The organism is Marinimicrobium sp. C6131 (genome assembly GCF_026153455.1).
Lineage (GTDB): Bacteria > Pseudomonadota > Gammaproteobacteria > Pseudomonadales > Cellvibrionaceae > Marinimicrobium.
Window position 1 is genome coordinate 3656108 of sequence record NZ_CP110629.1, and the last position, 17980, is coordinate 3674087.

Genomic DNA, 17980 nt, shown 5'->3' on the forward strand with positions numbered 1-17980 from the left:
CGAATATCAGATAGTTGCGAAAAGCTCTTCGAGTGAATGCTCGGAGGGATATTGCGCGTGCGCGATATACAAATGTTATGTGGACCGAGTTCCCCAAAAAAAGTAGACACCTAATCCCCACTTAACGGAGGGTGTCATTATGACCAAGGGAAAGAAGGCAATACTTTGGGTTGGTGTAATATCAGGGCTACCCGGACTCGTGTACTTTTTCACAGCGGCTATCTTCTATGCTTGGCTAAGTGCCGCAGAGCCAGAGCGCTGGCCTGCTGAAAAAGCTGCTGCCTGGGCAGGTGGTTCGCTCTTTTTAGGTGTCATCTTTACGGTCTATTTTGGCTATTCTGTATTCTCATTAATTAGAGAAAGCAACAGGAAATACCGTGAGAAAATCAAAGAAACGTAACCATGCGCAGCACTACACAGCCTTCGGCTGTCGGACGCTCGCAAGCTCGCGCCGGTGTGCGCGGCGTTATGCATAAGGTAGAAAAAGACATGAGATTTGAGTTTTTATCCTCTCTATATAAAAAGTTCCTGTGGGTGGTCGTGTGCGGAATACTGATATGGGATGCAATAAACTATCCATTCCTGTTTATGGATAAATACAGAATATCTACCGTAATGCTAGTAATTGTCTCGCTCGGTATAGCTCTAAAAGTATCTATATTGGTCACTTTAGTTAGAAAAAAGGGACCAATAAAGCCTTTGGTTGGTGTGTGGGGTGCTCTTATGATTGCAGGCGGTTTATTTGGTTTCGTTTCTATTCTTGCGGCTACAGAACAGCAATCAACTACCCTCATTTTAGGGAAATCGCTTCTGCTAATGTTCGGCTTGGCACTTGTATTGCCTTTGGCCAAATGTATTCATACCCCGGCCAATGCATAACAAAGCCATTAAGTTCGCGCACTACGTGCGCCGGACCTCGTTTCACTCGGCCTGATCTTATATCACTTTAGTGGACAGTATTTTCTGTCAACTAAAGAGGTCCAACATGGGGCAAACAAAGAAGCAAAACTACGACCGATACACCTTGGCTTACAAGCTGCAAGCCGTTAAATTGGCGAGCCACCCTGACGTTAAGGCCAAAGATGTCGCCGAGTCTCTAGGGATCCATCCCGTGATGCTCTACCGCTGGCAAATGGAGTTCAGGAATGGCGAACTTCGTGAGAATAAAAACATGAAACCCAGGAAGCCGTCGCCTAAGAGGCGGCCTGACAGAGCCGATCCGGCTCAAGAGCTAAAAGATAAGCTGACCAGCGCAGAAAAGCGGATCAAACAGCTGGAGCGAGAACTGGAAAACCGGAATGATGAGCTCGATCTGCTAAAAAAGGCCGAACGGTTCTTCGAAAAGAGAAAGTGAAGATCTTCGAATTGATTGAGAAGAACCGTGATTGCAGGAACGTGCGAAAGTTGTGTGATCTGTATGGCGTTTCCGCAAGCGGCTACTACGCCTGGAAATGCCGACCTGAGAGCGTCAGAGACCAGCATGATCAAGTATTGAAGGCGGCCATCCGGACGGCACACCAAGGGCTGAGAAGGGCCTACGGCACGCCTAGGCTGCATAGCTACCTGAGGCAGCAAGGGCTGGCGTGCAGTGTTCGGCGGGTCAATCGGTTGATGCGGGAAATGGGCATCAAGGCTTCCACCACTGGCTTGTATGCCTGGCGCCCCGGCCAGCACGACTTCTACAATCGTGAGCGGCTGCATTCCGCTCTGGGGTACCAATCACCAGCTGAGTATGAAAAACTGTGTGCTTAGAAGTGTCCACTAAAGTGGTACAAGATCATTCCGAGGAGCACGGCGTTACACTAAGTGTTTTCTGAAAATCATTTGGCTAGGAGAGATTCATGAAAAGAGTTCTATTGATAGCGGCTATATCATCTATATTATGTGCTTGCGGTACAGCGCACGTAGCCATCCAAATTGATGATGAGTATCGGACAAATGATGAGACAAAAGTTGTACTTGGGGAAACTAAGAATGAAACTGGAAATGAGTACGATGTAGATATTACTGGGATGCTTGAAAGTGCTCTAGAAAAACAATTACGAGAGAATAAGATTCTAAGCTCGCTAAGCGAGAAAGGAAACATTGTCATTGTAAGTAGAATAATGGAATATGAAAAAGGAGATGCATTTAAGCGCTGGCTGATGCCCGGATACGGTTCAACTAAATTGGCAGTGAACAGTGATATAAAAGATTCTCAAGGAAATATTATCGGTTCAATTACATCTAAGCATACAGTGGATTCAGGTGGTGCTTATTCGGTAGGCGCGTGGGAAAAAATATTTGGAAATGTCTCGGAAGATATCGTTAAAGAACTTATTATAGAGTTCAGGGAAAATCAAGAATCCTGATATGGATTCGGGGTTGTACGCATCCGAGCTCTGGATGTTACATTCTTTTTAGTAAACAGACTGCTACCGCCTTGATCGATGAGTCGATGGCGACTGCGAAACGTCGTGGTGCCTAGGTGATTTTCGTTCAGGCGGATACCGCAGAGGAAGACAAGCCGGCTATTGCGCTATACAGCAAGCTGGGTACCCGTGAAGACGTTTTACACTTTGATATTCCGGTTGATCAGGGCTAGCCCGATACCGTTTCCCGGTCATCTGGATTGGTACTCCAGTAAATCTCCAACCTCACATTCGAATAACTGGCAGAGTTTATCGATAGCGTCCAAGTCCACTTTCTGTGCCGTCTCTTTATAGAGCAGTGTGATAGTGTTCCGATTAAGGCCAGTCTGCCTGGCGACATCGGCGATCTTGAGCTTGTGCTCACCCATAAGTCGGGCTAAATGACATTTAATCAAGAAAACCTCCAAAATGAAAAAAATGTCATTTGAAATAGCGTTTTGCCTTCCAAATGGTTTTTGGTGTGATAAATTGCAATTCCAAATGGCGATATGGCGTTCTGAATATAAAATAACCGGCGAGGATAGCACTGGCGGGGCTGGTGTGCCTAGCGTTTCGGCGTCGGGGTGGCGAGTTAATACTGTCTTTTTGACTGATCACAGATGCATGGAAGAGGTGATTATGGCGAGTTTTACTCAGAAGTTGGTTGGCGCTACGGTCGCGCTGGAGCTAATGGATATTTACGACGACCTGGTGGATCACGAAGCGGGCTTGGAGTTTCTCTGTGCCGCACTGGGTGCTATAGCTGCGTCTGGCGATTCTCCGATGTTCAGCGGCCCCGAAAGTGATGCGCTGATTCTTTACGTTCAGCAGGCACGAAACCAGGCGACGACGTTAAGTGAACGGATGGACAAACTCAGGCGCTTGATTCATCCGGTAGATTCGAGCGGTAGTACGAATGCCTGATGTCAGGCTTGTAAATTGAGGCTCGGGTGATATTCTCCATGATTCGGTTAAAAGGGACGAAAAGGAGCTTATATGCTTACGGAACAGGATAGGAAACAACTTAAACAGCTGATCTCAGGGAACCGACACGAAGTGTTTGTGAATTCGGTCGAAGAAATGGATGCCATAGTTCGTTCTTCTCCCCGATGTAATCGTCCGGGTATAAAGGACAGTTGGAGAATGATAAAGGATAAGGCGGCGCTTGGCTTTTAATTGACTATGCGCTCGATTCCGCGAAAACCATCGTGATTGACGCAGGCAAAAACACCATGGATGAGTTTCTTTCCGGGAGGCCCCGACTGCAGTGAGTATCGGCCCGGCTCCGTTCTTGACTACGAAACTTCTGAGTGTAGGTTTTTTCCTGCTGTTGGCGATCGGCTCGTTGCTGTGGTTTCTTATCAGTCTGATGGAGTTGATGTCTAGGGCTTTGTCCGGCGCTGATACATTTTCGTTCGACAAGGGCGCCATGTATATGCTCGGCGTGGGGATTGGGCTTCTGACCTTGTCTCTCGGCGGTCTGGTGCAAGGCGTTTTGGATAGACCGCAGACAGCGCGATCCGAGAAGCGATTCAAGCAAGTTATGCTCGGGTCCTTCTTGGCCCTGATCATTGTTCCCCAACTGGCACACCTTGTCGTTTTTGAGTGGTCAGAAAGTCGGTTCTACAAGGTATGCGAAAAGAGTACTTACCGGTGGTTATTGTACGGTAAGTACTACTTCGCCAAGTTTGAAGAGGGATGCGATAGCATCGGACGGTAATGATTCCTTACCCCACACTCCATTGATACTGGCAGCCTATGCAGCACTTTGCGGAACTCGGCTGCCTCGCCCTCTACCCGTCCGTATTCCCCGCTGCGACGATATTACCCCTCAGGCTCCGAGGTAGTGCCAAGCGGCTTATTGCTGATCAGCCTGTTGCCGGCGGCTCTGGTCACCGCCTCTACCGTAGGGAATGTCTAATTCCCCCATCTGGCAGATACGGGGTCGGGGTATGAATTTTAGTGTAGTGGCGGATGAGAATGGTTTAATACAGCATAGCGCTTGGTTTGCTAGGTTTCCGGACGGTGGTGGTATACTCCTGTCTCGTGCTCAATAGCAGCCAATTCAGTACCTGAACCTACACCGAATCGACGGAGATGCAAGTCAATGACGTATGGTTTTGTCAACCAGCTCTTTAACCAGATCAACCTCAAAAACCTGCGGGGCGATGTTTTTGGTGGTCTGACCGCGGCCATTGTCTCACTGCCGATGGCCCTTGCATTCGGGGTTGCCTCAGGTGCAGGTGCGGAGGCTGGCCTATATGGGGCAATTTGTGTTGGGCTCTTCGCGTCGCTATTCGGTGGTACCCCTACGCTAATCTCCGAGCCGACCGGCCCGATGACGGTTGTCATGACCGCCGTTTTAACCTCTCTCGTGGCGAGTCATCCGGAAAACGGTCTGGCAATGGCATTTACGGTGGTGATGATCGCCGGCCTTTTCCAGATTTTGCTCGGTCTATTGAAGCTGGGGCGGTATATCACCATGATGCCCTACAGTGTGATATCCGGGTTTATGTCCGGTATCGGGATCATCCTCATTATCCTGCAGTTCGGCCCCATGCTGGGTCAACCCTCGGTCAGCGGCGGTGTGCTCAATAACCTGTTGGCCATACCCCAGTTTATTAAGAATCTGAGCGTGGCTGAGCTTTCCATTTCGTTAACGGCCCTCCTGGCGCTCTTCTTTATCCCAAAACGCATCGCAAAAGTTGTGCCCCCGCAGCTCATTGTGTTGGTGTTGGGTACCACTATTGCACTGCTGCTGTTCGGCGATAATCTGCGTTTGGTAGGCCCTATTTCGTTGGGCATACCCGACTTTTATCTCCCGTACTTTACCGCTGATCAGGTGACCACCATGCTAATCGATGGCATGGTTCTGGGGACGTTGGGCTGCATCGATGCCCTGTTGACGGCGGTCATCGCAGACAGCCTGACCCGCAATGAGCACAATTCCAATAAGGAGTTGATCGGTCAGGGTATCGGGAATCTGGCCTCAGGCTTTATTGGCGGGTTACCCGGCGCTGGCGCTACCATGGGAACGGTGGTGAATATCCAGACGGGCGCCCGGACGGCCCTTTCTGGGATCGTGCGCGCCGCTGTTCTATTGGTGGTCGTTGTGTTTGCCTCGGGGTTGGCCTCCAGTATCCCCCTCGCCATACTGGCAGCAATCGCTGTGAAGGTTGGTCTCAGTATATTGGATTGGAGCTTTTTAAAACGGGCTCACCGCGTTTCGACCAGCGCTACCCTCATCATGTACCTGGTCATTGCGCTGACGGTGCTGGTGGATCTGATGGTGGCTGTCGGCCTTGGTGTCTTCATCGCAAACATCATTACCATCGATAAGCTGAGCCGATTACAAGCGCAACGGAATATGCAGGTTATCAGCGATGTCGACGATAACATCTCGCTCGAAAGCGAAGAAAAGAAAATCCTTGAAAAGAATCGCGGCGACATTGCCTTGTTGTACTTCAGTGGTCCTTTGATTTTCGGTATGTCGAGAGCGTTGGCACGCGAGAGAAACAGCCTGAATGCGTTCAGGAAAATTCTCATCGACCTCACCGATGTGCCGACACTGGATACCACCATGGTGCTTGCGTTGGAAAACACCATTCAAGACGCTGTGCAAAGCGGCAAGTTGGTCACAACGGTTTGCTCAAATACCAATCGACACACGTCGCTGCACGAGTTTTTGGAATCAAATCAGATCCCAAAGTTTACCTCCCGGATCGAGGCGTTGACCTGGTTGGCTGATAAGGAAGTTTAGGTCAATGCGTTGAGTCCACCCCTTCGGTGAGATGATTGATGCAGCACTTGGCGGAACTCGGCTACTTGGGCCTCTTCCTGTCCGCATTCCTGGCGGCGACGATATTGCCCCTCAGCTCCGAGGTGGTGCTCAGCGCCTTGTTGCTGAGCGGCCTGTCGCCGGTGGTTCTGGTTTCGGTCGCCACCGTCGGCAATGTGCTCGGCTCACTGACCAACTATGCCTTGGGCTATTGGGGGAGTCTGGTGGTGGTCAAGAAGTGGCTGCGGATGTCGGAAGACGACTTTGTCCGGGCCGAGGCGCGGTTCCGCAAGTATGGGATGGTGTCGCTGTGCTTTGCGTGGGTCCCCATTATCGGGGACCCCTTGACCGTGATCGCCGGCGTATTGCGGATTCGCCTGCGCTGGTTTCTGCTGCTGGTGACGGCGGGTAAACTGGCTCGCTATGTTGTCATCAGCTACATGACGCTCGCGTTTCAGTGAGCCATTGTTTCCATATTGCCTGACACTTTGCTAAGGCAAATTCTTCTTGTCGACGGTCCATTCAGGGTGCTCGGCCAGCCCCGGTGGATTGCCGGTAAACAACATCCCTGCCGTTTGGTCATCCTTCAATTGCCACTTAAACCAGGCGGTCGCCACTCGGGCAAATTCCCCGCCGTGGGGCTGGCCGTAGGTGCCGCCGTGGCCCACATCCATATTGCCGACAAACACCGGCACATGGTCAATGCGTTCCACGTCGTTCATGCCGTTGCCGTAGGCAATGTCGGATTCTCCGCCCAGTAGGTACAACGTCGGGGTATGGATGCTTTCCAATTGTTTTTTGGTCAAGTTGGGAATGCCGGGCAGCGGGTCTTTGGGTGGTTCATTGAAGATGCCGCTGTTGAAGACCCCCAGGGTGGTGACCCGAGGGTCGTCCGCGACGTCCAGCGCCTGCAGTCCGCCGCAGGACATGCCCGCAACGCCAATCTCGGTGGTGTCCAGCGTCTGGTGGTAGGGGCTGCTCTCGTTGTCATTCTGTGCGATGGCCCAGTCGATGGCGTCGGTCAGCTTGGAGGAGGTGGAGCGCTCTGTCTTCTGCTCACCGTCTTCTGTGGGCATGGTGCCGATAGCGACGACCATAAAACCGTGGGAGGCGATTTCGTTCAGGAAGTTCACGTGTTCCCAGGGGGAGTCGAAGCAGGCGCCGTTGCCCCAGACCACAATTGGCAACTTCTCGTCGCCCAGTTCGTCAATGTTGTCGGGCCGGAACAGGGTATGGGTGGGCAGCGAGGCATCTGTTGCCATAATGGCGCGGTAGGGGCCGGTGCCGCCGTCTTCGACGACACGTGATGCGATGGTTTCGCCAAAACCGGAATTTGCTACGATGCACGACAGAATAACAATGAGGACTTTAACCTTTCTCATGGGCTTGATCTTGTTGTTGAGGGTTGGGAGCGGTCATTATGGAGGTGAACGAATTGTGCGTCCACTTTACGGGCATAGATCCGTTCCGTTGTGGTGGGCGTATGCTGATTTCAACGAGGTATTTCCCGGTCCATGAGTACTCTTATGTCCAAAGCGTTCGTTCTTTTACTGCTGCTCGCCACCAGTGCCGCCCTCGGCAGCGGTGAGGATTGGCGTGCCGACCTGAAACGGGACGCAGAGCGCCTGCCTCGCTTGCACTCGCTGTTGGTGTTGCACCAGGGCGAAGAGGTGGTCGCGCTGGCTATCCGGGGGCCGGGGCTGGATAGGCCGGTCAATATCAAATCCCTGTCGAAAACGGTGTTGGCGGCGCTGGTGGGCGTTGCGATTGAGCGCGGTGTGTTGGAGGGGGTGGACCAGCCCGTTGTGGCGGCGCTGGGAGATCAGGTGCCCGACTCGGCCACGGAAGGGGTGGAGCGCATTACCTTGGGCAATCTTTTGTCTCTTCAGGCGGGGCTGCAGCGGACCTCGGGGCGCCATTACGGGGCCTGGGTCAACAGCGACAATTGGGTACACCATGTGCTCACCCGGCGGTTTGTGGACAAGCCGGGTGGGCGGATGCTCTATTCCTCCGGCAGTACACATTTATTGTCTGCTGCACTGACCGAGAGCGCGGGGCGCAGCACGCTCGCGCTGGCACGTGAGTGGCTGGGAGAGCCACTGGGCATCGCTTTCCCGGCTTGGGACCAGGACCCGCAGGGTATTTATTTTGGTGGCAATAATATGCTGATGTCGGCCCGGGAGCTGGCGACCATCGGCGAGCTGTACCGCAACGGCGGCCGGGTGGGCGAGCGGCGCCTGTTTTCCGAAGACTGGGTCGATACCTCCTGGACCGGCCGGGGCGAGTCCGCCTATACCGATGATCCCTATGGTTATGGCTGGTTCCTGCGCTCGTTGGGTGGCGAGCCGGGCTACTACGGGCGAGGCTTTGGGGGGCAGTTGTTGTATGTCGTTCCCTCTCTGGAACTGATAGTGGTCATGACCTCGGACCCGACGCCGCCGTCTCCCGGGTCACGTTACCTGCGTCAGCAGTTGCGCCTGCTGGAAAAGCATGTGATTCCCGCCGTTCGTCCGTAACCGCGATTAGGCGCCGGGTCGCCCGCTGTCGTGGCGGATCGGCGTCGGGTATGAGATTCTATCGGCTTATCGAGTGTTGGCCAGGAGAGCTAAAGTGCGTCGGGTTCCTTCCAAAGTGTATGTGGTTATCGCCGTGGTGACTCTGTTGGTCGTTTATGTCGGCTGGCGGACCTGGCAGGGACCGGAGGTACAGGGTTACGTTATCGAGCCGGTGCCCCTGGTGCAGACGGTGGTGGGGACCGGGCGGGTAACCACGGCATCGCGCGCTCAGGTGGGCAGCCAGATCACTGCTGTGGTGAAAGAGCGCCTTGTACAGGAGGGCGATACCGTCGCGCCCGGTGACCTTCTACTGGTGCTGCGCGCCGAGGACATTGCCGCCGAGGTGCGCCAGGCCGAGGCGGCACTGTCGGAGCTCGAATCGACCCGTCATCCGCAGGCATTGATCGCATTGGCGCGGGCCGAATCGGAGCTGGCTCAGGCGCGCCGGGAAACGGTGCGGCGGCGGGCTCTGGCGGAGCGCTCGCAACTCTCCGCCGAGGCACTGGAGCGAGCGGAGGAGGCGGAACGTCTGGCAGAGGCGGCGGTTGAGTCCGCGCGCCTGACCGCATCGTCCCTGGCGCCCGGTAACGAGGAGGCAACCCGGCTGCAGGAGCGCCTGGCCGCGCTGCGCGCCCAACTTGCCAAAACCGAAGTACGCTCCGAAGTTGCCGGTACCGTATTGACCCGCAACGTCGACCCGGGCGATCTGGCGCAGCCCGGTCGCGTGCTGTTTACTATTGCGCTGGCCGGCGGAACGGAAATCCGCGTACCCCTGGATGAGCGCAACCTGTCCCGACTGGCGTTGGGGCAAGACGCCATGGCCATCGCCGATGCCTACCCGAATGACCCGTTTCCCGCCCGCATCAAGTTTATTGCACCGAGCATTGACCCCCAGAGTGGCACCGTGGAAGTGCGTCTCGCGGTCGAGCCAGTGCCGGAGTTTGTGCGTCAGGACATGACCGTGTCGGTCACCATTGAAACCGGTCGGCGCGAGCGTGCGCTGGCGGTTCCCAACGACGCCTTGAGATCGGTGCAGGGCGACGAGGCTGAGCTGCTTCTGCTGCGGGATGGTCGCGTGCGGCGTCAAGCGGTAACCCTGGGGCTGCGAGGGTTGGCCATGTCCGAAGTGGTGAACGGTTTACGCGAGGGCGACCGGGTGGTGGCAGACACCGCGGAGGACCTGACCGAGGGCGCAAGAGTACGATTCACCGCCCGGCAGGCGCCGGTCTCAAGCGATCGCGATGATGCCGCCAGCCGCAATGAACTACCGGTGAATTTCGACTGATGGACCGGATGAAACGTCTGTGGACGGAGTGGACCCTCGCCATCGGCTTTTTGCGCGAGGGGCGAGTTCAGTCGCTGATGATTGCCATCGGTGTGGCGGTGGGTGTGGCGGTGATTGTGTTTATCACCGCGCTGATTCAGGGGCTGCAGAGCAATACCATTGAGCGCACCCTGGGTACCCAGGCGCATATCCGGTTGCTGGCGCCTGAGGAGGTCAACCATGTGCATCCGGCATCGCCGGGGACGCTGCAACTGGTGTTGGAAGACAAACGTCCGCAGCGCCTGCGCTCGATCAATAACTGGCAGGAAATCACCGCGACCCTCGACCAACTGCCCGACCTGAGTGCCGTGTCGCCGGTAGTGTCTGGCCCCGCTTTTGTGCGTCGGGGCGAAGCACTGGAGTCGGTGGCACTGGTGGGCATAGACGCGGAACGCTATCAACGGATCATTCCGTTGGACGATTATATGGTGGCAGGGGCCTTGCGCGTAGGAGCGGGCGATGTACTGATTGGTGCCCGCCTGGCCGAGGACCTCGGCGTGAGCCAGGGCCAAAAGCTGCGGCTGGAGTCCGGTGAACAGAACAGTGCGGTGGTCAACATTTCAGGCATTTTCGAGCTGGGTGTGCGGGAGTTGGATGAGCGGTACGTGTATCTGGATCTGAAGCAGGCGCAGTCGCTGCTGGATTTGCCGGGCGGTGTGACGGTCATTGATCTCACCGTACCTGACATTTTCACCGCCGACCGGGTTGCGGATCAGATTCAGCGTCTGATCGACCTGGACGCGCAGAGCTGGATCGAAACCAACGCACAACTGATGAATGCGCTCACCGCTCAGAGTCTGTCCACCAATATGATCATGGTGTTTGTGGCCATCTCGGTGGCCTTTGGTATTGCCAGTGTACTGTCGGTGAGCGTGGTACAGCGCACCCGGGAGATCGGGATATTGCGCGCCACCGGCGCGACCCGTGCCCAGATTCTGCGGGTGTTTCTGATCCAGGGCGCGCTGCTGGGCCTGCTGGGGTCGGTGATGGGTATCGCGGCCAGTTATGGATTGGTATGGGTGTTCAACACCTTTGGTCCCGGCCTGTTTTATATTCCGGTTCCCGTGAGCCTGGTGTTGGCCACGCTGGTGCTGGCCACCCTGACCGGGGTTCTGGCGGCGGCGGTGCCCTCGCGTCGCGCCGCACGACTCGACCCGGTGGAGGCGATTCGCTATGTCTGATACCGTCGATCAAGTGCTGCGTCTTGAGGGCTTGAGAAAGTCCTACAACCTCGGGTTACCCAACGAGGTGGAAGTATTGCACGGACTGGACCTGACCATTGGCCGCAACGATTTTGCCGCACTGATTGGTCCTTCGGGTTCGGGCAAAAGCACGCTGTTGAATGTGATTGGTTTGCTGGACCGTCCCACCAGCGGTGAGTTGTTTCTACTCGGACAGGCCACCAGTGGGATGGATGACACGGGCCGAACGGCCTTGCGCGGTTCCAGTATCGGTTTTGTGTTTCAGTTTCACCATCTGATAAATGCGTTCACGGCGATCGATAATGTGCTGATGCCCTGGATGCTGACCCAAGGCAAACCGGATCGCCGGGCTCGCGACAAAGCGCGAACGTTGTTGGCGGCGGTGGGGCTGGAAAAATACGCCGACACCAAACCCAACCAACTGTCCGGCGGCCAACAACAGCGGATCGCCATCGCCCGGGCACTGATCACCGAACCGGCCCTGTTACTGGCGGACGAACCGACCGGCAACCTGGATTCCCAAACGGCGGCTGAGGTGTTTGAGCTGTTTCGCCGGGTCCAGCAAGAACGCGGATGCGCGGTCCTTCTGGTCACCCACGACCCTCGGCTGTCCGCCACCTGCGACCGCACGATTAATCTGGTGGATGGCCGTATTGTCAGCGATACTGTGAACAACCGGGATGAGGCTGTCATCCCGCATTGAGATGCCATCAGACTGATTCCAACGCAGCGTAAGTGGCCACTGGGGAGCGCAACAATGGCAGAGACTGAAAAAACCGCCGAGTCCGATCAGGGCGCGGGCCGCAAGCATGAGCTTCACCAGGAGCTCCCGATGGATTTTCCGGACCCTTTTTTCCGGGGCTTGCACGGAATCATCCGCTTTGCGATTCGGGTGTTGGCGGTCCTGATGGTAATGGTCATCCTCTGGGGCGTGGGTGATGTCATTTACATCATTTACCAACGGTTGCTGACTCCGCCGTTTCTACTGCTCAACATCAACGATATTTTTTACACCTTCGGCGCCTTCATGGCCGTGTTGATTGCGGTCGAGATATTCATCAATATCCGGCTGTACCTGGGCACCAATGTCTTTCCGGTCCAACTGGTGGTCGCCACCGCGCTGATGGCGATCGCCCGGAAAGTCATTGTTCTGGATTTCGAGACGCTGACCCCGATGTACCTGATTGGCATCGCGGCCACGACCCTTGCCTTGGGTGTGACCTACTGGCTGTTAAGGCAGGGCAATCAATACCATGAATGGGATGATTGAGTGCGGTGAATAAACGGAGGGCCGATGGCCCGGCCCTCCGTTTCACTTTGCCTGCCTTTCAGAATCCGCCGTTAAAACTCGGGTGCAGGTTGGTTTCATCGTGATTGCTGCCGCTTTCCCAATCGACGCCACTCGAATCACTCGGGCCTTTGCGGACTTTCCATTCGAAGGTACCCGGGTCCTCAATGGTGACTTCCCACACATCGCCCGTGGTCCAGGTGCCCTCGATACCGCCACCCCAGTTACTCAGGCTGCCGGTACTGCCGGTAAAGTACAGCGAGTTGCCGTAGCCGACATCCTTGGTCATGCGCAAAGTGATGGTGTCGGTGCCGGTGGCTTCGCCCTGCGGCACCCACACGGACCAGCCCGACCCCTCGGTGACGTTGACCGGGAAGTCGCCGTAGCCGGTTGAGTCGGTAGTGACGGTACCGCTGGCATTGCCGGTGTAGTCGTAGAAGACGGTGTTCGGTTGATGCGAGTTGATATTGAAGCTTTGCTGAGTGCTCCAGTCTCGCCCCGCAATCAGCATGACCAGACCGGTGCCCGACGCTTCGCTGATACCCTCGCGTACATAGGCGTAGACGGCTTCAGTATTGCCGGCGTATTCATGGCCCGGGCCATAGGCAAAGTAACGGCGCGCTTCAATGAGCTTGTTCAGCGTCGGTGCCATACCAAACTCGTCGTAATCGCGAGCGAAGACGGTGGGTACGCCCTGCTCGCGCAGCATGATGTAGGCGTAGGCCTGGTTTTTGTAGTTGATGACCTGCGGCGTGCCGTAGGGGTTACCCTCGCGGCTGGTGTCGTGGTTGTCCACGAAAGTGACGGCGCGGTCGCCGGCATAGCTGTTCACCAATCCGCCCCACCAGCGCATGTCCTTGTTGCCGCTGCTCAGGCTTACGAAGTCTTCACGCAGGCCGAAATCGAAGGCGCGCATATGGGGTGTGTCAACGTGTTCGAGATAGCCGGCGATGTCGCCGACCCAGGCTTCGCCGACAAAAAAGATGTCGTTATTGGTCACCGCCTGAACATGATTGACCCACTCGCGGGTGAAATCACTGTCCACATGCGCAATGGCGTCCATCCGAAAACCGGCGAAGCCAATGTCTTCGATGATCCACTCGCCCCAGGCTTTGAGTTCGTCTTTGACTTCGAGGCGTTTGACGTCGACGTCATTCCCCATCAGGTAGGGGAAGTGGTAGGTATTGCCCCAGGATTTGCCGGGGAACAGACTGTTGTCGACGCCGTTGAACGCCGTCCAGTCCCACTCGAAATCGTGCCACAGGCCGCCCCAGTTTTGTTGCGTGTAGTGCGCATCGCGACCGGCCGGATCGAAGAAGGTCCAGGCGGTGCCCCAGCCGTCAATGTTCTCCTGCGCATCGGCCCCCATGCGATGGTTGAACACCACATCGAAATAGGCGTCGATGCCCAGGGTGTCCAGCGCTCCGATGGCCGTTGCCAGCTCCTGACGGGTGCCATAGCGGGTGGCCACCGCGCCCTTCTGGTCGAATTCCCCGAGATCCCAGAAGTCGTAGGGATCATAACCGACGCTGTAGGTACCGGAGTTCCCTTTGGTCGCCGGTGGTAACCACATGGAGGTGATGCCGGCATCGGCGAGTGGTTCGGCCATGTCGGCCAGGTCGTTCCACAGGCCGGGGTAGGCGTCCCAGTAGAAGGCTTGATAAATGGTGTTGTTGACCTGATTCTCGGGAATGTCGGGCAATGCCTGTTGGGCGCTTGCGCCCAGGCTGAGCAATGCACCAAATATACCCAGGGTGAAGTGCGAGAGAGCTCTGGTGAGCCAATGACGATTCGTTGTTTTGATCATAAGAGGGTGCCTTTTAGCTTGTGCGTATTATTCGAACACGAGCATCGACGGGCCACGGACTGTGGCTCACAAACCGACATGGAAATGTGGGCCGAGTGAGGTGCGGCGATGTGTTCGATCGTTATTGTCGGACACTGAAGCGTGTCAGGCCTTCCGTATGCGGGTAACACTCCGGCGCCTGTACGCGAGGTACGGGCAGGGTGTCGGGAATGAATCGGCAGCGGTTATGTTTTAGTGTTTGCTGCACCTTCATCAAAACGCGAATGGGGACTTGGGGCAAGATGAATACGTATGCAACGTGAGTGAAGGGTGGCGGCGCGGGAGTCTGACGGCCGATTACCGGGTGACGCTGGGGATGGTGGTCAGAGGGCCGTCGGTCGGGTACCCGAGAGCGGTGGATAACTGTTCGAGGCGCTCCAGCCGTGCCCCGGTATCCGGGTGGGTGGACAGCCACTCGGGCAGGGCGCCGGCCTGCTGCTGTTCGGCCAGCCAGCGGAATAGTGAGTCCGCGCCGGCGACGTGGCCGTAGTGGTTGTACAGCGCTTGTAGCGCCCAGGCGTCGGCTTCACGCTCCATGTCCCGAGAGTAATCCAGCATGGCGAGTTGTCCGCCTGAGCCGGCGATCCAGTTTAGATCACTGCGCCCGAAAACCAGTGCGCTGATCAACCCGAGCCCCGCCTGGCGTGCGGCGTTCTGTAGTGGGTGACGATAGTGGATGTGGGCGATTTCGTGCGCGAGCACAAAGGCGAGGCCCTGCTCGCTCTCGACTTTCTCAAGCAACCCGTCCAGCACAATAATGTGACCGCCGAGAGTGGCGAAAGCGTTGACGGTATCCTGCGCCTGATGGTGAACCACCAGGCTCAGTTCCGGATTGAGCCCTCCGGCTCGGGCCAGGTCATCCGCCAATGTCTGCAGGTACCCGGTGCGTTCGGTCGGTTCGCGCTGTTCATTCAGGGAGGCGCTGAGCGATTGCTCCCAGGAGAAGGGAATCCAGCGGGCGCTCCAACCCAATACCAGAATGACCAACCAGGTCAGTAGCGCCAGGCCGGCGGCAAAGCCGAGGACCAGGAGTATGAAATCCCGTTGCCAACCCTGGGGTTCGTAGTTGATGCCCTCTGGAGGCTGTCGGTTCTGATAGCCCATCAATGTTGTGGAATCAGCACCGTGCCGTAAGCGAGTACTTCCAGAGAACCGACGCTGTTTTCCCGTCCGCGCCCGGCGATGGCGGCGGTTTCAAATTTGATGTTGAACACCCGGTCGGCGCCCAACGCGGCGGCTTCCTCGCGCAGTCGCAGTAGCGCTTCGCGACGGGCCCGATCAATGAGGGATTCGTAGCTGTTCAGGCGCCCACCCACCAGCAGTCGCAGGGCGGCGATAAAGCGTTTGAAGTAGTCCACCGACACGACGACGGAGCCCATGACCAGTTGCGTGTGCGGAGGCTTCAGTTCCGGAGGCGGCAGGCGCTCGGAAAATACCATGACCTGTCCGGGGCGCGTTTCGGCTTCAATGATGCGCTGATAGTGGCGACGTTCGAGTATGCGGCCGGAGACAAAACCGGTGGCCAGAAGCACAAGTCCGAACAGCAGTGGGCCGAGCAACTGCAGCGACATGAGTGTGTTCATGCAGTCAGTCCTCGAGCACCACGGCACTGCCATAGACAAACAATTCGGCGGCACCCTGGGCCACTGAGCTGGTGGAGAAGCGGACATTGAGTACGGCATTGGCACCAATGGCCTCCGCCTGGGCTTTCATCCGCTCGATGGCCTCCTGGCGGGAATCGTTGAGCAGTTCCGTGTAACCTTTGAGTTCACCGCCGAAGACGTTTTTGAAGGAGGCGGCGATGTCGCGGCCGACGTGCTTGGCGCGCACGGTGCTACCCTGAACCAGGCCCAGGTGATCTTTGACTTTGCGACCCGGTACGATCTCGAGATTGGTAATCAGCATCCATTGAATCCTTGTATGATTGGATTGTCAGGATGCCAGTATAGCGAAAACGACGCGGGTTGCAGACGCTGTGGCGATTAAAACGACGCCGGCAGTTGCGCCAGCATCTCCCGGCGGGAGTGAATCAACTCCTTGTAGGTCTGCATCATGCTGAAATCGACGGGTTCGTCGCTGGCTTTGAGTGCATCCAACTGACGTTCAAATCGGGTGATTTCTCCGACGAGTTTTTCACGGAGTTGCTCGGTCCCCTTGAGCGAGGCGCTGAAGGCGTGGTTGGGACGGGTCATAGTGGGTCTCCTTGCGTGTCCTTTGATGTCTAGGATAGTCCAGTTTGCCTGCGCCGTTCTGTGTTCCGATAGACTGTTTTGTTACCAAAACCGGCGTTTGGCGCGCGGCTCCTCCCGGTGGGTTATAAGGCCCGGAACCTGTGGTGTCAGCCGTGCCGGTCGAGCCAGGCTTTGGCGTAAAATAACGCGGCAATAGAGCGCCCTTCACACACCTCGTCCCGCATGGCGAGTTCCAGCAGGTCATCAAACACCATGGGGACCACCTCGATCGGTTCGGGCTCGTCTCCCTCGAGGGTTTCCGGATAGAGATCCCGGGCGAGAATCACGTTGATACCGTGCTCCATGTAGGCGGGCGATAGGTGCATCCGTTTGAGAAAGCGCAGGTCCCGGGCGCCGTAGCCGGTTTCTTCTTTGAGCTCGCGGTTGGCGGCATCCAGGATCTCCTCGCCCCGATCCACGGCACCCTTGGGCAGCGCCAGGTGGTAATCGTGGATGCCCGCGGCGTACTCCCGGATCATCACCACCCGGCCGTCGTCCAGTATGGGCACCATCAACACCGCTCCGGGGCCACCGGCACAGAGCTTCTCATACACGCGCTCTTCGCCATTACTGAAGCGCAGCAGCAGCTCGTCGGCGCGGAACAGGCGGCTGCGGGCTACGGTGTGGCGCTTTAATATCTCGGGTTTTCTGGGCATACTGGACATCAAACTCCGTTGTAATAGGCTGTTCCCGGCATGATCAATTGGCAAGAGATCGACACCGTGCTGCTCGATATGGATGGTACCCTGTTGGACCTCCATTTCGACAACTATTTTTGGCTGAATCACCTCCCCAAGCGCTACGCGGAAATCCACGGGCTGGATCAGGCGGTGGCGACCGAGTTCCTGATGGAGCGCATTGAAGCGCGCCAGGGCACCCTGGAGTGGTATTGCCTGGAGCACTGGTCCCGCTCACTGTCGCTGGATATCCGGGGCCTGAAGGAAGAGGTGCGCCACAAAATCCGGATTCGTCCCCATGTGGAAACCTTCCTGACCCGTCTGCAGGAGCACGGCAAACGCCGGATTCTGGTGACCAACGCGCACCCGCTGAGTCTGTCCCTCAAGCTGGAGGAGACCGCCATTGACCGCTGGTTGGATGGTATCATTTCGTCTCACGAGCTGAAGGAGTCCAAAGAATCCCGGGTGTTCTGGGATCGCCTGAAAGAGCGGGAGCCCTTTGACCCGGAGCGGACCCTGTTTGTGGACGATACCCCGCGGGTGCTGGCCTCGGCCCGTGACTACGGTATCCGCCACCTGCTGTGTATCCATCAGCCGGACAGCCAGAACGAGCGGTTGGTGGAGGATTACCCGGCCATTCACCATTTCGATGAAATTACACCCCCGGAACGACCGAAAAGCGCATGAGT

General features: G+C 56.6%; 23 protein-coding genes and 1 pseudogene. 16 read left to right on the forward strand and 8 right to left on the reverse strand.

All coding sequences use genetic code 11. The features are described from left to right. The first annotated feature begins 139 nt into the window (after positions 1-139). From OOT55_RS15625 to OOT55_RS15645, 6 genes and pseudogenes are all read left to right on the forward strand, one after another. Positions 140-400, forward strand: coding sequence for a hypothetical protein (locus tag OOT55_RS15625; protein ID WP_265366770.1), 261 nt, complete (start codon positions 140-142; stop codon positions 398-400). 2 nt (positions 401-402) lie between these two features. Further along, positions 403-879 carry a hypothetical protein gene (locus OOT55_RS15630; protein ID WP_265366771.1) on the forward strand — a complete coding sequence of 159 codons (477 nt, stop codon included), beginning with the start codon at positions 403-405 and terminating at the stop codon, positions 877-879. 106 nt (positions 880-985) lie between these two features. Further along, entirely contained in the window at positions 986-1354 is a 369-nt protein-coding gene (locus tag OOT55_RS15635; RefSeq protein ID WP_265366772.1) for a transposase, read from the forward strand. A 41-nt stretch (positions 1355-1395) separates the two neighbouring features. Beyond that, positions 1396-1752, forward strand: coding sequence for an IS3 family transposase (locus tag OOT55_RS17875; protein WP_416141007.1), 357 nt, complete (start codon positions 1396-1398; stop codon positions 1750-1752). Positions 1753-1841: 89 nt separating this feature from the next. Continuing rightward, on the forward strand, positions 1842-2351 hold the full coding sequence (locus OOT55_RS15640) for a DUF4410 domain-containing protein (protein WP_265366773.1): 510 nt from the start codon (positions 1842-1844) through the stop codon (positions 2349-2351). Between the two features lie 62 nt (positions 2352-2413). After that, positions 2414-2584: pseudogene (locus tag OOT55_RS15645) on the forward strand (AAC(3)-I family aminoglycoside 3-N-acetyltransferase); the annotation flags it as partial. Between the two features lie 18 nt (positions 2585-2602). On the opposite strand, the gene OOT55_RS15650 reads toward OOT55_RS15645, so the two are convergent. Then, positions 2603-2806: a helix-turn-helix domain-containing protein gene (locus tag OOT55_RS15650; RefSeq protein ID WP_265366774.1), complete on the reverse strand. Its 204-nt coding sequence runs from the start codon at positions 2804-2806 to the stop codon at positions 2603-2605. 13 nt (positions 2807-2819) lie between these two features. On the opposite strand from OOT55_RS15650, the gene OOT55_RS15655 reads away from it, so the two are divergent. From OOT55_RS15655 to OOT55_RS15670, 4 genes are all read left to right on the forward strand, one after another. Further along, positions 2820-3314: a hypothetical protein gene (locus OOT55_RS15655; protein ID WP_265366775.1), complete on the forward strand. Its 495-nt coding sequence runs from the start codon at positions 2820-2822 to the stop codon at positions 3312-3314. Between the two features lie 343 nt (positions 3315-3657). Next, on the forward strand, positions 3658-4110 hold the full coding sequence (locus tag OOT55_RS15660; RefSeq protein WP_265366776.1) for a hypothetical protein: 453 nt from the start codon (positions 3658-3660) through the stop codon (positions 4108-4110). A gap of 387 nt (positions 4111-4497) precedes the next feature. Continuing rightward, positions 4498-6150, forward strand: coding sequence for a SulP family inorganic anion transporter (locus tag OOT55_RS15665; protein WP_265366777.1), 1653 nt, complete (start codon positions 4498-4500; stop codon positions 6148-6150). A 38-nt stretch (positions 6151-6188) separates the two neighbouring features. Next, positions 6189-6629 (forward strand): YqaA family protein, encoded by a 441-nt coding sequence (locus OOT55_RS15670; protein WP_265366778.1) that lies wholly within the window; start codon positions 6189-6191, stop codon positions 6627-6629. Between the two features lie 30 nt (positions 6630-6659). Here the strand turns inward: OOT55_RS15670 and OOT55_RS15675 are convergent, their stop codons facing one another. Continuing rightward, positions 6660-7550 carry an alpha/beta hydrolase gene (locus OOT55_RS15675; RefSeq protein WP_265366779.1) on the reverse strand — a complete coding sequence of 297 codons (891 nt, stop codon included), beginning with the start codon at positions 7548-7550 and terminating at the stop codon, positions 6660-6662. A gap of 144 nt (positions 7551-7694) precedes the next feature. Here OOT55_RS15675 and OOT55_RS15680 point away from each other — a divergent pair, with 144 nt between their 5' ends. From OOT55_RS15680 to OOT55_RS15700, 5 genes are all read left to right on the forward strand, one after another. Continuing rightward, complete coding sequence (locus OOT55_RS15680; protein ID WP_265366780.1) at positions 7695-8684, forward strand: serine hydrolase domain-containing protein; 990 nt, start codon at positions 7695-7697, stop codon at positions 8682-8684. Positions 8685-8778: 94 nt separating this feature from the next. Continuing rightward, the gene (locus OOT55_RS15685) at positions 8779-10008 is read left to right on the forward strand and encodes an efflux RND transporter periplasmic adaptor subunit (protein ID WP_265366781.1); all 1230 of its coding nucleotides are present in this window, start codon (positions 8779-8781) and stop codon (positions 10006-10008) included. Next, positions 10008-11228, forward strand: a complete 1221-nt coding sequence (locus OOT55_RS15690; RefSeq protein ID WP_265366782.1) for an ABC transporter permease — start codon at positions 10008-10010, stop codon at positions 11226-11228. The genes OOT55_RS15685 and OOT55_RS15690 overlap by 1 nt, the downstream gene beginning before the upstream one ends. Beyond that, entirely contained in the window at positions 11221-11952 is a 732-nt protein-coding gene (locus OOT55_RS15695; RefSeq protein WP_265366783.1) for an ABC transporter ATP-binding protein, read from the forward strand. The genes OOT55_RS15690 and OOT55_RS15695 overlap by 8 nt, the downstream gene beginning before the upstream one ends. 54 nt (positions 11953-12006) lie before the next feature. After that, positions 12007-12519 carry a phosphate-starvation-inducible PsiE family protein gene (locus OOT55_RS15700; protein WP_265366784.1) on the forward strand — a complete coding sequence of 171 codons (513 nt, stop codon included), beginning with the start codon at positions 12007-12009 and terminating at the stop codon, positions 12517-12519. Positions 12520-12577: 58 nt separating this feature from the next. Here OOT55_RS15700 and OOT55_RS15705 read toward each other — a convergent pair whose 3' ends face one another. The 6 genes from OOT55_RS15705 to nudE form a co-directional block, all read right to left on the reverse strand. Continuing rightward, on the reverse strand, positions 12578-14344 hold the full coding sequence (locus tag OOT55_RS15705) for an alpha-amylase domain-containing protein (RefSeq protein ID WP_265366785.1): 1767 nt from the start codon (positions 14342-14344) through the stop codon (positions 12578-12580). Between the two features lie 336 nt (positions 14345-14680). After that, positions 14681-15487 (reverse strand): M48 family metallopeptidase, encoded by an 807-nt coding sequence (locus tag OOT55_RS15710; RefSeq protein WP_265366786.1) that lies wholly within the window; start codon positions 15485-15487, stop codon positions 14681-14683. Further along, entirely contained in the window at positions 15487-15966 is a 480-nt protein-coding gene (locus OOT55_RS15715) for a YbjQ family protein (protein ID WP_265366787.1), read from the reverse strand. Before OOT55_RS15715 ends, OOT55_RS15710 begins: the two co-directional genes overlap by 1 nt. A 4-nt stretch (positions 15967-15970) precedes the next feature. Next, a complete protein-coding gene (locus tag OOT55_RS15720; protein ID WP_265366788.1) occupies positions 15971-16288 on the reverse strand; it encodes a YbjQ family protein in 318 nt (105 codons plus the stop codon). Positions 16289-16365: 77 nt separating this feature from the next. After that, positions 16366-16575, reverse strand: a complete 210-nt coding sequence (locus OOT55_RS15725) for a hypothetical protein (protein WP_265366789.1) — start codon at positions 16573-16575, stop codon at positions 16366-16368. A gap of 146 nt (positions 16576-16721) precedes the next feature. Next, a complete protein-coding gene (gene nudE, locus OOT55_RS15730; protein ID WP_265366790.1) occupies positions 16722-17270 on the reverse strand; it encodes an ADP compounds hydrolase NudE in 549 nt (182 codons plus the stop codon). Between the two features lie 39 nt (positions 17271-17309). Here nudE and yrfG point away from each other — a divergent pair, with 39 nt between their 5' ends. Continuing rightward, positions 17310-17978 (forward strand): GMP/IMP nucleotidase, encoded by a 669-nt coding sequence (gene yrfG, locus OOT55_RS15735; protein WP_265366791.1) that lies wholly within the window; start codon positions 17310-17312, stop codon positions 17976-17978. The last annotated feature ends 2 nt before the right edge of the window (positions 17979-17980 follow it).

Coding starts and splice junctions, on each gene's coding strand:
- OOT55_RS15700 (WP_265366784.1), top strand. CDS start 12,007: ATGGCAGAGACTGAAAAAACCGCCGAGTCCGATCAGGGCGCGGGCCGC.
- OOT55_RS15630 (WP_265366771.1), top strand. CDS start 403: ATGCGCAGCACTACACAGCCTTCGGCTGTCGGACGCTCGCAAGCTCGC.
- OOT55_RS15655 (WP_265366775.1), top strand. CDS start 2,820: ATGAAAAAAATGTCATTTGAAATAGCGTTTTGCCTTCCAAATGGTTTT.
- OOT55_RS15725 (WP_265366789.1), bottom strand. CDS start 16,575: ATGACCCGTCCCAACCACGCCTTCAGCGCCTCGCTCAAGGGGACCGAG.
- OOT55_RS15695 (WP_265366783.1), top strand. CDS start 11,221: ATGTCTGATACCGTCGATCAAGTGCTGCGTCTTGAGGGCTTGAGAAAG.
- OOT55_RS15680 (WP_265366780.1), top strand. CDS start 7,695: ATGTCCAAAGCGTTCGTTCTTTTACTGCTGCTCGCCACCAGTGCCGCC.
- OOT55_RS15635 (WP_265366772.1), top strand. CDS start 986: ATGGGGCAAACAAAGAAGCAAAACTACGACCGATACACCTTGGCTTAC.
- OOT55_RS15715 (WP_265366787.1), bottom strand. CDS start 15,966: ATGAACACACTCATGTCGCTGCAGTTGCTCGGCCCACTGCTGTTCGGA.
- OOT55_RS15675 (WP_265366779.1), bottom strand. CDS start 7,550: ATGAGAAAGGTTAAAGTCCTCATTGTTATTCTGTCGTGCATCGTAGCA.
- OOT55_RS15705 (WP_265366785.1), bottom strand. CDS start 14,344: ATGATCAAAACAACGAATCGTCATTGGCTCACCAGAGCTCTCTCGCAC.
- nudE (WP_265366790.1), bottom strand. CDS start 17,270: ATGCCCAGAAAACCCGAGATATTAAAGCGCCACACCGTAGCCCGCAGC.
- yrfG (WP_265366791.1), top strand. CDS start 17,310: ATGATCAATTGGCAAGAGATCGACACCGTGCTGCTCGATATGGATGGT.
- OOT55_RS15720 (WP_265366788.1), bottom strand. CDS start 16,288: ATGCTGATTACCAATCTCGAGATCGTACCGGGTCGCAAAGTCAAAGAT.
- OOT55_RS15710 (WP_265366786.1), bottom strand. CDS start 15,487: ATGGGCTATCAGAACCGACAGCCTCCAGAGGGCATCAACTACGAACCC.
- OOT55_RS15665 (WP_265366777.1), top strand. CDS start 4,498: ATGACGTATGGTTTTGTCAACCAGCTCTTTAACCAGATCAACCTCAAA.
- OOT55_RS15625 (WP_265366770.1), top strand. CDS start 140: ATGACCAAGGGAAAGAAGGCAATACTTTGGGTTGGTGTAATATCAGGG.
- OOT55_RS15670 (WP_265366778.1), top strand. CDS start 6,189: ATGCAGCACTTGGCGGAACTCGGCTACTTGGGCCTCTTCCTGTCCGCA.
- OOT55_RS15690 (WP_265366782.1), top strand. CDS start 10,008: ATGGACCGGATGAAACGTCTGTGGACGGAGTGGACCCTCGCCATCGGC.
- OOT55_RS15640 (WP_265366773.1), top strand. CDS start 1,842: ATGAAAAGAGTTCTATTGATAGCGGCTATATCATCTATATTATGTGCT.